This window comes from Curtobacterium sp. MMLR14_002, assembly GCF_001864975.1.
In the GTDB taxonomy this organism is placed as follows: Bacteria; Actinomycetota; Actinomycetes; order Actinomycetales; family Microbacteriaceae; genus Curtobacterium; species Curtobacterium flaccumfaciens.
Map to the genome: position 1 here is coordinate 97,832 of NZ_MJGT01000050.1, position 14,873 is coordinate 112,704.

General features: G+C 71.8%; 15 protein-coding genes. 6 read left to right on the plus strand and 9 right to left on the minus strand.

Annotation, left to right across the window (positions count from 1 at the left end):
- Positions 1–49: 49 nt before the first annotated feature.
- Complete coding sequence (gene mgrA, locus BIU91_RS07045; protein ID WP_071404812.1) at positions 50–1,093, plus strand: L-glyceraldehyde 3-phosphate reductase; 1,044 nt, start codon at positions 50–52, stop codon at positions 1,091–1,093.
- A 559-nt stretch (positions 1,094–1,652) separates the two neighbouring features.
- Positions 1,653–2,927, plus strand: a complete 1,275-nt coding sequence (locus tag BIU91_RS07050; protein ID WP_071404813.1) for an MFS transporter — start codon at positions 1,653–1,655, stop codon at positions 2,925–2,927.
- On the opposite strand, the gene BIU91_RS07055 is transcribed toward BIU91_RS07050, so the two are convergent.
- The 8 genes from BIU91_RS07055 to BIU91_RS07090 all read right to left on the minus strand — a co-directional run bounded on the left by BIU91_RS07055 (position 2,881) and on the right by BIU91_RS07090 (position 11,503).
- On the minus strand, positions 2,881–4,107 hold the full coding sequence (locus tag BIU91_RS07055; protein ID WP_071404814.1) for an ATP-binding protein: 1,227 nt from the start codon (positions 4,105–4,107) through the stop codon (positions 2,881–2,883). The genes BIU91_RS07050 and BIU91_RS07055 overlap by 47 nt on opposite strands.
- Positions 4,108–4,175: 68 nt before the next feature.
- Positions 4,176–4,532 (minus strand): monovalent cation/H(+) antiporter subunit G, encoded by a 357-nt coding sequence (mnhG, locus tag BIU91_RS07060; protein WP_071245814.1) that lies wholly within the window; start codon positions 4,530–4,532, stop codon positions 4,176–4,178.
- Positions 4,529–4,867 (minus strand): hypothetical protein, encoded by a 339-nt coding sequence (locus BIU91_RS07065; RefSeq protein WP_051597118.1) that lies wholly within the window; start codon positions 4,865–4,867, stop codon positions 4,529–4,531. The genes mnhG and BIU91_RS07065 overlap by 4 nt, the downstream gene beginning before the upstream one ends.
- Positions 4,864–5,445 carry a Na+/H+ antiporter subunit E gene (locus BIU91_RS07070; protein WP_071404815.1) on the minus strand — a complete coding sequence of 194 codons (582 nt, stop codon included), beginning with the start codon at positions 5,443–5,445 and terminating at the stop codon, positions 4,864–4,866. The genes BIU91_RS07065 and BIU91_RS07070 overlap by 4 nt, the downstream gene beginning before the upstream one ends.
- Positions 5,442–7,133 carry a Na+/H+ antiporter subunit D gene (locus BIU91_RS07075; protein ID WP_071404816.1) on the minus strand — a complete coding sequence of 564 codons (1,692 nt, stop codon included), beginning with the start codon at positions 7,131–7,133 and terminating at the stop codon, positions 5,442–5,444. The genes BIU91_RS07070 and BIU91_RS07075 overlap by 4 nt, the downstream gene beginning before the upstream one ends.
- A complete protein-coding gene (locus tag BIU91_RS07080) occupies positions 7,130–7,540 on the minus strand; it encodes a Na(+)/H(+) antiporter subunit C (protein ID WP_017887553.1) in 411 nt (136 codons plus the stop codon). The genes BIU91_RS07075 and BIU91_RS07080 overlap by 4 nt, the downstream gene beginning before the upstream one ends.
- A complete protein-coding gene (locus tag BIU91_RS07085; protein ID WP_071404817.1) occupies positions 7,537–10,449 on the minus strand; it encodes a Na+/H+ antiporter subunit A in 2,913 nt (970 codons plus the stop codon). The genes BIU91_RS07080 and BIU91_RS07085 overlap by 4 nt, the downstream gene beginning before the upstream one ends.
- Before the next feature lie 109 nt (positions 10,450–10,558).
- Complete coding sequence (locus BIU91_RS07090; protein WP_071404974.1) at positions 10,559–11,503, minus strand: zinc-binding alcohol dehydrogenase family protein; 945 nt, start codon at positions 11,501–11,503, stop codon at positions 10,559–10,561.
- An 81-nt stretch (positions 11,504–11,584) separates the two neighbouring features.
- Here BIU91_RS07090 and BIU91_RS07095 point away from each other — a divergent pair, with 81 nt between their 5' ends.
- Positions 11,585–11,992 carry a MarR family transcriptional regulator gene (locus tag BIU91_RS07095; RefSeq protein WP_071404818.1) on the plus strand — a complete coding sequence of 136 codons (408 nt, stop codon included), beginning with the start codon at positions 11,585–11,587 and terminating at the stop codon, positions 11,990–11,992.
- Between the two features lie 4 nt (positions 11,993–11,996).
- Here BIU91_RS07095 and BIU91_RS07100 read toward each other — a convergent pair whose 3' ends face one another.
- Positions 11,997–12,746 (minus strand): SDR family NAD(P)-dependent oxidoreductase, encoded by a 750-nt coding sequence (locus BIU91_RS07100; RefSeq protein ID WP_071404819.1) that lies wholly within the window; start codon positions 12,744–12,746, stop codon positions 11,997–11,999.
- Positions 12,747–12,791: 45 nt separating this feature from the next.
- Here BIU91_RS07100 and BIU91_RS07105 point away from each other — a divergent pair, with 45 nt between their 5' ends.
- The 3 genes from BIU91_RS07105 (at position 12,792) to BIU91_RS07115 (ending at position 14,858) form a co-directional block, all read left to right on the plus strand.
- Positions 12,792–13,514 carry an SDR family NAD(P)-dependent oxidoreductase gene (locus BIU91_RS07105; protein ID WP_071404820.1) on the plus strand — a complete coding sequence of 241 codons (723 nt, stop codon included), beginning with the start codon at positions 12,792–12,794 and terminating at the stop codon, positions 13,512–13,514.
- A complete protein-coding gene (locus tag BIU91_RS07110; RefSeq protein WP_071404821.1) occupies positions 13,511–14,170 on the plus strand; it encodes an FCD domain-containing protein in 660 nt (219 codons plus the stop codon). The genes BIU91_RS07105 and BIU91_RS07110 overlap by 4 nt, the downstream gene beginning before the upstream one ends.
- A 67-nt stretch (positions 14,171–14,237) precedes the next feature.
- Positions 14,238–14,858: a VTT domain-containing protein gene (locus tag BIU91_RS07115; RefSeq protein WP_071404822.1), complete on the plus strand. Its 621-nt coding sequence runs from the start codon at positions 14,238–14,240 to the stop codon at positions 14,856–14,858.
- The last annotated feature ends 15 nt before the right edge of the window (positions 14,859–14,873 follow it).

Below are 14,873 nucleotides of genomic sequence, written 5' to 3' on the forward strand. Positions count from 1 at the left end.
GAAGCGAAGCATGCGAGGCCAGGGCTCGAACGAGTGCCAGGCTCGTCCCATGACCTACATCGCCAGTGACGACCGCTACGACTCGATGACGTACCGCCGGACCGGCCGCTCGGGCCTCGACCTGCCGCTGCTCTCCCTGGGGTACTGGCACAACTTCGGGGACGACATGCCCTTCGAGAACCAGCGCGCCATCAGCCGCCGGGCGTTCGACCTCGGGATCACCCACCACGACCTCGCGAACAACTACGGCCCGCCGTACGGTGCTGCCGAGGTGAACTTCGGCCGCCTGATGCGCGAGGACTTCCGGCCCTACCGCGACGAGATGGTCGTCTCGACGAAGGCCGGCTGGGACATGTGGCCGGGGCCGTACGGGCAGGGCGGTGGCTCGCGCAAGTACGTGCTCGCCTCGCTCGACCAGTCGCTGCAGCGCACGGGCCTGGACTACGTCGACGTCTTCTACTCGCACCGTCTCGACGCCTCGACCCCGCTCGAGGAGACGATGGGCGCCCTGCACACCGCGGTCCAGCAAGGCAAGGCGCTGTACGTCGGCATCTCGTCGTACGACGCCGAGCGCAGTCGGCAGGCAGCGGAGATCCTCCGCGACCTCGGGACCCCGCTCCTGATCCACCAGCCCTCGTACTCGATGCTCAACCGCTGGATCGAGACCGAGGGGCTGCTCGACGCCGCCGGCGAGCTCGGCTTCGGCGTGATCGGCTTCACCGCGCTGGCGCAGGGGCTGCTGACCGGCAAGTACCTGAACGGCGTGCCCGAGGACTCCCGCGCGGCAGCGGGCAAGTCCCTCGACGCGTCGAGCATCACGCCCGAGGTCGTCGAGCACCTCCGTGCCCTGGACGACGTCGCGGCCGCCCGCGGACAGTCCCTCGCGCAGCTCGCCCTCGCCTGGGCGCTCCGCGACGAGCGGGTGACCTCGCTCGTCATCGGTGCGTCGCGGGTGTCGCAGCTCGAGGACAACGTCGCCGCGCTGTCGAACACCTCGTTCACCGACGAGGAGCTCCGCGTCATCGACGAGCACTCGGTCGGCATCACGGATGTCGACCTGTGGGCGGGAGCCCGCGCGGGCGAGGTCTCCTGACCCGAGCGCCACGCCGCAGCAGTCCCTCGGCCGGTCGCATCTCGTCGCTCGGCGGATCCCGCCGGCTGGTCACGACACGTCGCGGGTCGCCCGCCGAGCGGTCACGATCTGTCGGCTGGCGGCGCCGCAGGCTACGGTCTGCGACCGCACCGCGGACGACCGACGGGGTGTCGTGACCGCTGCGGTGCCCTGGGCGCGCGGCGCGGCGGCCGGGAGGCGCTGGGCACCCCGCCACGCGCCTCCCGGCCGTCGTCCGGTCGCGTCGCGTCGCGTGGCCGGCCCCGCCGGCTGGTCACGACACGTCGCGGGTCGCCCGCCGACTGGTCACGAACTGTCGGCTGGCGGCGCCGCAGGCGACGGTCTGCGACCGCACCGCGGCTGACCGCCGGGACGGCGCCCGGAGCGAACTCCTCCGGGGCGCGGCGGCCGGTTGGTACCATCGACAGCGTTCGACAACACGCAGTGTGTATCTACCGGCCGCCGGCATCCCGGCGGACAACGGCGGCACCCGATGGGTCCGCCGCCACCGAACCGGGCGGGCCGAGAAGGCACAACCCCGATGCTCCAGACCCGTTCCACCGACGCCCCGCCCGCTCCGGACCGCTCACTCGTCTCCCTCGCCGGACGCTGGTACTTCCCCGTGGCGTTCATCGCCCGGCTCCCGTTCGCGATGATGGTGGTCGGCGTCCTGACCCTCGTCGTCGCCGCCCGTGACTCCGTCGCCCTCGGCGGCATCAACTCCGCCGCCGTCGGCATCGGCTCCGCGATCTTCGGCCCGATGGTCGGCGCCGCCGCAGACCGCTACGGCCAGCGGGCGGTGCTCGTCCCCGTCGGCCTGGTGAACGCGGCGCTGCTCGGGTTCTTCCCGTTCGTCGTCAGCGGCACCGCGCCCGACCTCGCCGTCCTCGCGGTCGCGTTCTGCATCGGTGCCTCGGCCCCGCAGGTCGCCCCGATGTCCCGCACCCGGCTCGTCGCGATCATCCGGCAGCGCATGGCCCCGGCGCGGCGCGAGAAGACCCTCAGCGGCACGATGGCCTACGAGTCCGCCGCCGACGAGACCGTGTTCATCATCGGTCCGTTCCTGGTCGGCATCCTCGCCAGCGCGATCGCCCCGTGGGTGGCCGTCGCCGGCGCCTCGGTCCTGACGTTCGTGTTCGTCACGGCGTTCGCGCTGCACCCGACCGGCAAGCTCGTGGTCGGCCAGCACGCGGAGTCGACGCAGGCACCCGCCCGGCAGCTCCTGCGCCCGCGGCTCGTCGTCGTGGTCGTCGGCATCCTCGGCATCGGCCTGTTCTTCGGCTCGACGCTCACCTCGCTGACGGCCTTCATGGAGACCCACGGCGAAGCCTCGCAGGCCGGCCTGCTCTACGGCCTGATGGGCATCGGTTCCGCCGGGTTGGCGCTCGGGTCGGCAGCGTTCCCCCGGGCCTTCGGCCTCGGCTGGCGCTGGCTCGTGTTCGGCGTCGTGCTCCTCGCCGGTGCGATCGCGTTCGCCAGCGCCGACTCCGTCGTCGCCGCGGGCGTCATCCTCGCGATCATGGGCATCGGGATCGGGCCGACCCTGGTCGCCCAGTACAGCCTCGGTTCCGACCGCTCACCGGTCGGCCGGTCCGCGACCACGATGACGATCCTCGGGTCCGCCGTCATCGTCGGCCAGTCGATCGCCTCCGCGATCACCGGGGACGTCGCCGAGCACCACGGCACCGCCGCAGCGATGCTGCTGCCGGCGGTCTCCGCCGCGATCGTCGTGGTCGCCGCGGTCGGCAACCTGCTGCTCCCGCGCCGGGTCAAGCACCGGCCCCGCGGCGGGGGCGCCGCCGCACTTCCGGGATGACGAGCTCCGGTACCGCCCGCAGCATGAACTGGTCGAAGTCCGGCACAGTGAAGGCGGCGAACCCGTGTTCCGGTGTGTACAGCAGGCCCATGTCGATGAGTTCTGCGCGCGTCGGCCCGAGCTGGGTGGATTCTCGGTGCAGCACCCTTGCGACGTCAGAAGCCTTGTGGGCATCCGGTCCGAGTTCGGCCATCGCGCGGAGGTACGCGGTCTGCAGCCCCGTGGCCCGATCGAGTCGCACACGGAAGAACGACCTATCGAGCTTCGTGAGGTAGCCCTCGCGGGCTGCATCGATGTCGTCGAGGGTGATGACCGGCCCGGCCGCGATCTCCCAGGCCTGGTACCCGAGCTCCTGGATGAAGTAGGGGTAGCCCTTGGTGATCTCCAGTGCGAGATCGACCGCGTCGGGATCGTAGGACGCGTCCTCGAGCTCCGCGGGGCGGATGAGCGCCTCTCGTGCGTCGTCTTCGCCGAGCGAATCGATCTCGGGGAACCGGAAGAGCCGCTCTGCGTAGGACTTCGCATCCCCGGCGAGTTCTGCGATCTGGGGGAGTCCAGCCCCGACGAAGGTGATCGGGAGCTTCCGCTGCACGGTCTTGTGCAGGGCTTGGATCAGCGCTTCGAGTTGCGCGGACCGCAGGAACTGCACCTCGTCGACGAGGATCGCGACACCGCGTCCGTGCTCCTGTGCGGCTTCGCCCAGCGCGACGAGGACGTCGGTCAGGTCCAAGGCGAGATCGCCGTGGTCAGCGAGCCCTTCAGCTGGCTCGACGTCCCAGGTCATGGACCAGGTGCCGTCCGGGGCGACGGACATCCCGAACGCGGTGAGGACTTCGGCTGCTCGACGTGCGCGGTCCGTCCACCGTTTCCGTGGAGAGATCTGGAGCAGGGCTGATCGGAGCAGTGAGGCGATCGTCTGCCGGAACTGGCCGTCGTCGTGTTTGCTCGCTTCCAGCTCCACGACCTCCCACTTCGCGGTCCGAGCAAGGTCGGCGAACTCGTTGAGGAGCACCGTCTTGCCGACGCCGCGGAGACCGGTCATGATGAGCGACTGGTCGGTGCGTCCTCGGGAGAGGCGTTGCAGGAGTACCTCGAAGGCCCGCGTGTGCTCGACGCGGCCGGCCACGATCTCCGGAGTGGCGCCTGCATTGGGCGTGTAGGGATTCCTGACGCTGTCCACGGCGGGAGCTTATCGAGTTTATCCTGCTTTAGTCATCGCACATAAAATGAGATAACGCTCGTAAAGGATCAGGACTCCGTGTCGTCGACCAGCAGGTCCTCGTGCCGGTAGTCGTCGGCACGCAGGCCGGCGCGCGCGATCATGTGCGTCGACACCGGCACCAGGAACAGCTGGAACACCATGATCGGCAGCACGACCCAGAACGCCGTCCACGTCCACACCGCGACCACGATGGCGGCCAGGGCGAGTGCGAGCCCGAGCACCTGGGGCTTCGCCATCGCGTGCAGGCGGACGAGCGGGTCCGGGAACCGGACGATGCCGACCCCGGCGCCGAGCGACAGCAGCGACCCGACGAGCAGCAGCCCGATGGCGATCCAGGCCCGGATGCCGGCGTCGTCGACGAACGACTCGATGATCTCGATCACGACTGGTCCTCCTCGGCGCGCTCGGGGGTGGTGACGGTCAGCCCCTCGTCGGACGGGTCGGCCGAGGGCGTGACCGCCCGGGCCACGGCGACCGTGGCGAAGACGCTCGTCGCCGAGATCACCACGAGCACGGGGATGCCGGTCAGGTCCTGGCGGATGACCATCGCGGCGGCGATCACCACGAGCACGGTGGTCAGCACCATGTCGGAGCCGATCATGCGGTCGAGGATGGTCGGGCCGCGCACGATGCGGAACACCGCGAGGGCGAACGTCGCCCCGAGGAGCGCGAGCACGAGCGCGACGGCGATGCCCATCACGACGACGGCGGGGCTCATCGGGTCACCTCCGGCAGGGGCTCGGACAGCTCAGAGACGTCCTGCTTGGACCCCAGTGCGCGGATGACCATGGCCTCGATCCGGAGTGCGACGCGGCGTTCGTCCTCGACCTGCTCGAGGCGCTCGGTGTCGAGCACGTGGAGCAGCAGGCGACGGCGCCGCAGGTCCACGTCGGCGACGTACGAGCCGGGCACGAGCGAGATCGCGAGGGTGGCCAGGGTGAAGGTCATCTCTGACGTCGAGTGCAGCTGCACGAGCGTGATCGAGCTCCGCCGCACACCGCGGGGTCGGAACGCGACCCAGGCGACCCGGAAGGACGCCACGACGACGAGCCCGGACCACACCACCAGGAACCGCAGCACGTGCACGATCGAGAACCGTGCGGACAGGGGGACCGGCGGGAGCGGCAACGCCTGGGTGACGATGAGCGCCACGACGATGCCGCACAGCAGCGTCAGCGGGGTCCACGACCCCCAGAGCAGCGCCCACAGCACGGTGAGTCCCGCGACGAGGGGCACGTCGTAGCGCCACGCCAGCGCGATCCGCCTGGCGTTGGAGATGCGGCGGACGTCGGTCATCGCTCACCTCCGAGCACGGCCTGCACGTAGCGGTCGGGCGACTCCAGCGACTCCGCTGCGCGGGTCGCGTAGCCGTAGAGCGGGCCGGCGACGACGGTCAGCGCGACGGACCCGAGCACCGCGATCGTCGTCACCCCGACGAGCATGCGCGGCAGGCGCACCTTCTCGGGAGCCTCGCCGACCGCCTCGGTCGCGCCGGTGGTCGGACTGGAGGCGGTGGCTGCGTGCGGTGCGTCGGTGACCGTCACCGAGCCTCCCGGGCGGTAGGTCTCGCCCGTCTCCTCGGAGACGGTGAGCGGCGCCGGTTCCGGCGACCGCAGGTGGGCGTGCGGTTCGGCACTCGTCGCGTGCGGGGCGGCGGCCTCGGCCGCCGGCTTCGGCCGCCAGAAGGCGGCGTCCCAGACCCGCATGAGCGCGTACAGGGTGAGCAGCGAGGTGACGACGCCGGCGCCGATGGTGACGTACGCCATCGGGGAACCGTCCTCGGCGGCGGCGCGGAACAGGCCGAGCTTGCCGATGAAGCCGGAGAACGGCGGGATCCCGCCCAGGTTGAACGCGGGGATCAGGTACAGGGCGGCCAGCAGCGGTGCGGCCTTCAGCAGTCCGCCGAGCGACCGGGTCGAGGTCGTCCCGCCGACGCGCTCCATCAGACCGGACACCAGGAACAGCGTGGTCTGCACGACGATGTGGTGCACCGTGTAGAACACCGCTGCCGCCGTCCCCGCGACGGTGCCGAGTCCGACGCCCATCACCATGAAGCCGATGTGGCTGATCAGCGTGAAGGACAGCAGCCGTTTCACGTCGGTCTGCGACACCGCGCCGAGCACCCCGACCACCATCGTCAGTGCGGCGACGACGAGCAGCACCTCGTTGAGTTGTGGTCGCGGGAAGATCACCGTCTCGAGCCGGATGATCGCGTAGATACCGACCTTGGTCAGCAGGCCCGCGAACACCGCGGTGACCGGCGCCGGGGCGGTTGGGTACGAGTCCGGCAGCCAGAACGCCAGCGGGAACACGGCCGCCTTGATGCCGAACCCGATCAGCAGCATCGTGTGCAGGAGCAGCTGGACGTGCTCCGGCAGGTCGGCGACGCGCTCGCTGATCTGGGCGATGTTCACCGTGCCGGTGGCGCCGTAGACCAGCCCGATGGCGGCGAGGAAGATCGCTGACGCGATCAGGCTCGTGACGATGTACGTCGTGCCGGCCCGGACGCGCTGTTCGCTGCCGCCCAGCGTGATGAGCACGTAGCTCGCCACCAGCAGCATCTCGAACGCGACGTACAGGTTGAACAGGTCACCGGCGATGAACGAGTCGAGCACACCGGCGGCGAGCACCAGGTACGTCGGGTAGAAGATCGTGACCGGGGCGTCCTCGTCGTCGGCGGCCAGACCCTGCCCGATCGAGAAGAGCAGGACGAGCAGCAGGACGCTCGCACTGACGGTGAGCAGCAGGGCGCTCAGCCGGTCGACGACGAGCGAGATGCCGTACGGGGCGTCCCACCCGCCGACCTGCACCACGATCGTGCCGTGCCGGTCGACCAGGACCATGAGCGTGGCGGCGACGGCCAGGGCGACGACGAGCACCACGACGGTGATCGCACGCTGGAGCTTCTGGTGCCGGAGGAGTCCGAGCGCGACCGCGGCACCGAGCAGCGGGACGAGGACGAGGAGCGGGACGAGCCAGGTCATCGGGTCGCCTCCTGTTCTGCGTCGGTGGTGGTCTCCGGGTCCTCGTCGGCCGGCTCGTCGCGGTCACGGCCGATCGCGGCGTCGGCCTCGTCGACCTCGACCTCGTCGGCGCGGGACAGCTGCCACGACCGGTGGATCAGGGCCAGCAGGAACGCGCTCACGGCGAAGGTGATCACGATCGCGGTCAGTGCGAACGCCTGGGGGAGCGGGTCGGTGATGCCCTCGGCGCTCTTGCCGATCGGCGGGTCGCCCGCGGCGCCGGACATCACCAGCAGCAGCAGGTTGAGCGAGTTGCCGAGCAGCAGGAAGCCGAGGAGCATCCGGGTCAGGGAGCGTTCGAGCAGCAGGTAGACGCCGCACGAGAACAGCACCGCCATGGCGATCACGAGGACGAGGGTGACGGTCACGTGGCGCTCCCTTCCGGGGTGGGGGCATCGAGGGCGTCGCTGACGGACCCCTCGGTGGTGTCGCGGGTCGGGGTCGAGGCGTCCTCGAGGCGCTGCCGGTCGACCTCGGCACCGAGGCTGCGGAGGACGTCGAGCACCAGGCCGACGACGACCAGGTAGACGCCGATGTCGAAGAACGTGGCGGTGACGAACTCGACGTGCCCGAGGATCGGGACGGTGGCCTCGAAGAACTCGGAGTACAGGGCTTCACGGCCGAAGAACAGCGGCACGATCGCGGTGATCGCTGCCGTCGCGACACCGAGCCCGAGCAGTCGACCGGCACGCACCGGGGCCGCTGCACCGAGTTCGGCCGGGCCGCCGGCTAGGTAGCGGGCCGCGAGGGCGATACCGGCGACCAGCCCACCGGCGAACCCGCCACCGGCCGAGTTGTGCCCGGCGAACAGCAGGTACACCGACAGCACGATGAGGCCGTGGAACAGCAGGCGGACGACCACGTCGAGCAGTGCCGAACGGCCGGTCGGGATCGCGGCGCTCGTCGGCAGCCAGGCGCGGGGCTCGCCGTCGGTGCGCTCGCCGTTCGCGGTCAGGGTCTCCGGCAGGTCGCGCAGCCGGGGCAGGGTGTCCTCACGCGAGTTCACGAAGATCAGGCTCGCGACGCCGGTGGCCGCGGCGACCACGACGGTGAGCTCACCGAGCGTGTCCCAGCCGCGCAGGTCGACGAGGGCGACGTTCACGACGTTCAGACCGTGCCCGAACGAGCTCGTCAGCGCGGGCAGGTCGGGCCAGAGGGGGCGTGCCGTCCGGGCCGAGGCAGCAACGACGACGACGATCGCCAGCGTCAGCCCCGCCAGCCCGGCGAAGAGCGCCCGCACGACCCGGAACCGCGACGGGTTGGTCGTGGCGATGCGCGGGGGCAGCCGTCGGAGCACCAGGACGAAGGCGATCAGGGTGACCGTCTCGACCACGAGCTGCGTCAGGGCGAGGTCGACGGCGCCGTGCAGGACGAACAGCACCGAGAGGCCGTAGCCGGTGACGCCGACCAGGACCGCGGCGGCGAACCGGGTCTTCGCCGTGAGCACCGCGATGCCCGCGATCGACATCACGATCATCACCGGGATCTGGCCCCACGAGTCGGCGAACCGGACGTGGAACTCCCACGGCCCGCCGAGCACCAGGTTGGCGAGCGCCCCGGCGACGAAGACCGACAGGATCACCGTCAGGTAGTAGGGGAGCGAGCCGCGCTGCAGGCTCGCGGTGAGTCCGGTCGCCCCACGGTCGAGCAGTCGCATGCCGTGCCGGTACGTGCCCGCAGCGCTCGGGAACCCCGCGAGCCGGTGCTGGAGCGCTTCGACCGGACGGCGCAGGGCGAACAGTGCGAGGCCGCCGACCAGGGTGATCGCGGACAGGCCGAGTGCGGGTTCGAGGCCGTGCCAGAGCGCGAGGTGCGGGACCTCCTCGCCGCCGAGTGCGGCGGTCGTGGCAGCGGGCTCGATGCCGTGCGCGACCAACGGGGTGAGCAGGCCGAGTGCGAGCCCGGCCAGCGCGAGCACCGAGGGCACGACGGCGAGGCCGTGCAGGGCGTGCGGCTCGGTGGTCGCGACGCCGGGCTTGCGGGCGAAGGCGCCCCACAGGAACCGCAGCGAGTAGGCCACGGTGAGCACCGAACCGACGGTCACGCCGATCAGGGCGAACCAGGCCCAGCCGGCGTCGGGGCCGTGCAGGGACTCGGTGAACCCGGTCAGCACGGCTTCCTTCGCGACGAAGCCGATCGTCGGCGGGATGCCGGCCATCGACAGCAGCGCGAGCACCGCGACGACTGCCAGCCACGGGCGGGCGCGGCCGAGCCCGCTGAGTCGACCGAGGTCACGCGTGCCGGTGACGTGGTCGATCGCGCCGACGACCAGGAAGAGCGTCGACTTGAAGGCAGCGTGGGCCACGAGGAGCGCGACCCCGCCCAGGGCGACCGCGGGGGCACCCCAGCCGGCGGCGAGCACGAGGAACCCGAGCTGGGCCACAGTGCCGTAGGCGAGCAGGAGCTTGAGGTCGGTCTGCCGCAGGGCCCGGTACCCGCCGACGAGCATCCCGGCGACGCCGAGCAGCGTGATCGTCTCGCGCCAGCCGTCGAGCAGCGCGAACGCGGGGGCGAGCCGGGCTACCAGGTAGATGCCGGCCTTCACCATCGCCGCGGCGTGCAGGTACGCGCTGACCGGGGTGGGTGCGGCCATCGCGGCGGGGAGCCAGAAGTGGAACGGCACGATCGCCGACTTCGTGAGCGCCCCGAGCAGCACGAGGACCACCGACACCGAGACGACCGTGCCGCTCGGGGGATCGGCGACGATCGCGGACAGCGAGGTCGTGCCCGCCGTGACCGAGAGCATCACGAGGCCCGCGAGCATCGCCAGACCACCCGCGGTGGTGACCACGAGGGCCTGCATGGCGGCGGCGCGACTGGCACGCTTCGCGGCGTCGTGCCCGATGAGCAGGTAGGAGAAGACCGTCGTGGCCTCCCACAGGACGAACAGCACGATGACGTCGTCGGCGATCACGAGCCCGTACATCGAGCCGGCGAAGGCGGTCAGGACCCCGGCGAACCGACCGAGCCCGGGTTCGTCCCGCGCGAAGTACGAGGCGCAGTAGACCAGCACCAACGCGCCGACGACCGACACCACGAGGGCGAGCACCCACGACAGGGCGTCCATCCGCAGCGTGATCTCGAGGTCGAGCTGCGGGACCCACCGGTGCCGTTCGACGACGCTGCCGTGCAGGGCCGCGTCCGTCTGCAGCACCGTCAGCACGGCGGCGGCTGCGGGCGCGAGGGCGGCCACGGTGAACACGCGGCGGCCGAGGACGGGGGTCAGGGCGGGGACGATCAGGGCGACGATCGCGAACGCGACGAGGACGAGGACCATCGGGCACCTCCTCGGGGTCGGGCTGCAGTCCGGCTCACTGGGCCCTCACAGCCTACGAAGAGTGGGATGTGGAAAACCTGTGCGACCGGACAGCCTGCCCGCGCTCGGTTCACACTGTGAACACCACTCTGCCCGTGCTCCCGGCGGGCTGTCCGGCCCACGTCGCCTCGACGTCCGCCAACCGCACGGCCGTCGCGTCCACCCGGACGGTGCCGTCCGCGATCGCACCGACGATGCCTGGGAGCTCGGCGACGAACCCGGCGCGGCCGACCGAGCCCTGCCCACTGCCGACGATCGTCAGGCCCGAGGCGCGCAGAGCAGCGGACGGGATCGTCGCCTCGTGTCCCGCGGTGGAGCCGATCGCGATCCAGTCGAATCGTCGGCCCGGGTCGGTGCGGGCGGTGACGACGGCGCGCATCACGTCCGCCGCGGGCTGGCCCCAGACGTAGTCGATGACGACGTCCACGTCGGCTGCCGCTGCACCGAGGGCGTCGACGTCGGCCAACGGCAGCACGACGTCGGCGCCGAGGGCGGTGAGCGCCGCCAGCCGCTCCGGGTTGCGCCCGCTCGCGACGACGTGTGCGGCACCGAGGTGCTTCGCCACCTGCACCGCCGCGGTACCCGAGGCCCCGGTCGCGCCGAGCACGAGGACGCGGCTGCCCGGGGCGAAGTCGATCCGCCGGCGCAGGGCCGCCCATGACGACAGCACCGGGTTCACGCCGGCGGCCACGGTGACCGGGTCGGCACCGTCGGGCAGGACGACGCTCGCCCGCGGGTCGACCGCGACGCGCTCGGCCATGGTGCCGCGGGTGTCGCTCGCGACGGCGACGTAGCGGAGCGTGCCGTCGGGGAACCGGGCGACGCCGTCGACGCCGGGGACCAGGGGGAGCGCGCCCTCGCTGGTGTAGTGCGAACCGTCGGCCTGCGAGCGGACCCGAGGGTGGAGACCGGCCGCGACGACGTCGACGACGACCTCGCCGGGTCCGGGAGTCGGTTCGTCGAACTCCTGCCAGGTCGGGACGTGGCCGAACTCGGTGACGACTGCTGCGTGCATGGTGTCCTCCATTTGCTTCGTGTTACGAACAACGTAGTTCGCATCACGAAGTTCGTCAACTAGGCTGGAGCGGTGCAGGAGATGACCGAGGACCAGCAGCTCGTCGATGCCCTGGGCGAGGCTGCGTTCCGGACGATGGGCCCGCTGACCGGGCTCGCGGCCGATGCGGGGCTGTCGCTGACGCAGCTGCGGGTCCTCGCGATCCTGCGGGACCGTCGTCTGCGGATCGGTGACCTGGCGCAGTACCTGGGGCTCGAGAAGTCGACGATGACCGGGTTGGTGGCGCGCGCGGAGAAGAAGGGGTTGCTCGCACGGCAGCCGAACGCGGACGACGCCCGGGCGGTGGACGTCGTGATCACCGACGCCGGTCTCGAGGTGGCGCGCTCGCTCGAGGGCGCGATCCGCGATGCACTGCTGCCGCTCACCGCTCGGTTGCCGGAGCGGGACCGGCGGCAGCTGCGCGCGCTCCTGGAGCGGATGCTCCGCTGAACCCTCAGCGGCCGTGTGCGCGTGCCGGGATCTGCGTCGCGAGCTTGCCGCCGGAGACGTCGAGCAGGGTGCCGGTGATGTAGCCCGAGGCGTCGCTCGCCACGAAGACGAGCAGGTCGGCGACGTCGTCCGGCGTCTCCCACCGGCGGAGCGACAGCGTGTCGAGCAGGCGGTCCTGCGCCTCGGCCGGCATCGTCGCGAAGCCGTTCATCGCCGTCGGCACCATCCCCGGTGCGTAGGCGTTCACGGTGATCCCCCACGGGCCGAGCTCCGACGCCAGGACCCGGGTGAACGAGACGACGGCTGCCTTCGACGCCGCGTAGGCCGCGCTCCCGACGCTGGGCACGATCGCCGCGAACGATGCGGCGTTGATGATCCGACCGCGCCCGGCCGCCTGCATCACCGGAGCCACGGCCTGGCTCATCAGGAACGTGCCGCCGAGGTTGACGTCCATGCAGCGGCGCCAGGCGTCCCACTCCAGCTCGGCGACCGTGCCCGTGACGTTGATGCCGGCGTTGTTGACCAGCACGTCGATCGTGCCGTGCCGCCGGACGACCTCGTCCACGGCGTCGCGCACCGACTGCGGGTCGGCGACGTTGCACACGACGTGGTCGAGCGGGAAGTCCGGCTCGAAGGCCAGGTCGAGGGCGACGACACGGCACCCCTCGCTGACGAAGCGGTCGGCGAGCGTGCGGCCGATCCCGCGCGCTGCGCCGGTCACGACCACCACGCGGTCGGTCAGGTCGAGGTGCATCGTTGCTCCCGTCGTCGGTGCCTTGAATAGGCATACTATTCGAGCATGACGGATCAGCGTGTGCTCTGGGTCACGGGTGGGGGCAGCGGCATGGGGGCCGCGAGCGCCGAGGCGGCGGCGCGGGACGGCTGGACCGTGGTCCTCAGCGGGCGCCGTGCCGAGCGGCTCGAGCAGGTCGCACGCACCATCCGCGACGCCGGGGGAACCGCGGACGTCCTGCCCCTCGACGCGAACGAGCCCGACGCCGTCGCAGCCGCGCGCGACACCGTGCTCGAGCGGCACGGGCGGCTCGACGGGCTCGTGCTGGCGGCCGGGCTCAACGCCCCGAGGCGCCGGTGGGACGACCAGTCGCTGACCGACTTCCGCGCGATCGTGGACACGAACCTCACCGCCGTCGTCTCGCTGGTGGACGCCGCGCTGCCGGCACTCCGCGCGGCCGGCGGCGTGGTCGTCGTCGTGTCGTCGTACGCCGGGTGGTCCTTCCAGCCCGGGGCGGGTGTCGCGTACTCGGCGAGCAAGTCCGCGCTCGCGTCGGTCGTCCGGACGCTCAACCAGCAGGAGGCCGAGCACGGCGTGCGTGCCACCCACCTGTGCCCGGGTGACGTCGCGACGGACTTCCTCGACCAACGGCCGGAGGTCCCCGACGCGGCCGCGCGGCAGCGCATGCTCCAACCGGAGGACATCGGGCGGACGGTCGCCTTCGTGCTCGGGTCGCCGGCACACGTGCGCATCGACGAGCTCGTGCTGTCGCCGGTCTCGCAGCGGTGACGAGCACCTTCGAACGGGTCCTCGACCAGGTCGGTGCCGCTGTCGTCTCCGGTGCGGTCGCCGTGGGCAGCCGCCGGAGCGTCGACGACCTGGTGACCTGGACGGGCGCCAGTCGCAGCATCGTCCGCGAGGCCGTCCGCGTCCTCGTCGCGCTCGGCCTGCTGACCGCGCGGCGCCGGGTCGGCGTGACCGTCCTCGACCTGCGGGAGTGGGACGTCCTGGACCCGCGCGTGGTGCGGTGGCGTCTGCGGGGCCCGGACGGCGACCGGGTCGCGGTCGAGCTCCGCGAGCTGCGCGCGGCGGTCGAACCCGCCGCCGCTGCCGCAGCAGCCCGGCGAGCGGCGCTCGACGCGTGCGCGGACCGACGGGAGGCCCTCCGCACCACCGCGGACGAGCTCGCCGCCGCCGCGACCCGCGACGACCGCCTCGACTTCGTGGCCGCGGACGTTCGGTTCCACGCGCTCGTGCTCGACCTGTCCGGCAACGCCCTGTACCGACGCCTGCACCAGGTCGTCGGCCAGGTGCTGCGCGAACGCGGGAGCATCCGCCCGGACCGGCACGACGTCGGCCTCCACCTGGCACTCGCCGACGCCGTCCTCGACGGCCGGCCGGACGACGCGGCCGCGACGATGCGGGCGATCGTCGACCGCACGTGAGCGGAGCGCGCCGGACCTGCGAGGATGGACCCCGGCGCGCCCCTCCGGTGCCCGTGGAGGGTGAGTCGTGGACGCAGCACAGGACCTGGTCGTCCAGCTCGTCGGCACCCCGTGGGCGTTCTTCGTGGTCGGCCTCGTGCTCGCCGTGGGCAGCGTCGCCGTCTTCCTGCCCAGCCAGGCACTCGTCGTCGCGATCGGCACGCTCCTGGTGGGCGGTGACGGCGGTCTCCTGCCGGTCCTCTTCCTCGTCGTCGCGGCGTCGATCGGGATGGTCCTCGGCGACCTCGGGCTCTACCACCTGGCGCGGTCGGTCGACCTCGGCTCGAGGTCGTGGTTCGCGCGTCCGAAGGTCCGCGCGGCCCGGGACGCCATCGACGGCCGCTACCGTGCCGCTCCCGGACGCATCGCGGTGCTCGGACGCTTCATCCCGATGGGCCGGTTGACGACGAACCTGGTCGGCGCGGACAGCGGGCTCGACCTCCGGCGGTTCCTGCTCAGCTGCGTGCTCGCCGACGTCGTGTGGGCCGCGTACTGCGTCGGCATCGCCTCGGCCACCGGGCGCTGGAGCCGCGAGCAGCCCTTCCTCGTCACGACCCTCGCGGTCGTGGCGTCGATCCTGCTCGGCCTCGCGATCTCCGCGATCGAGAAGGCCGTGCGACGACGGAGCGAGGCTGCGGCCGCGGCCTGACGAACGTAGGCTGAG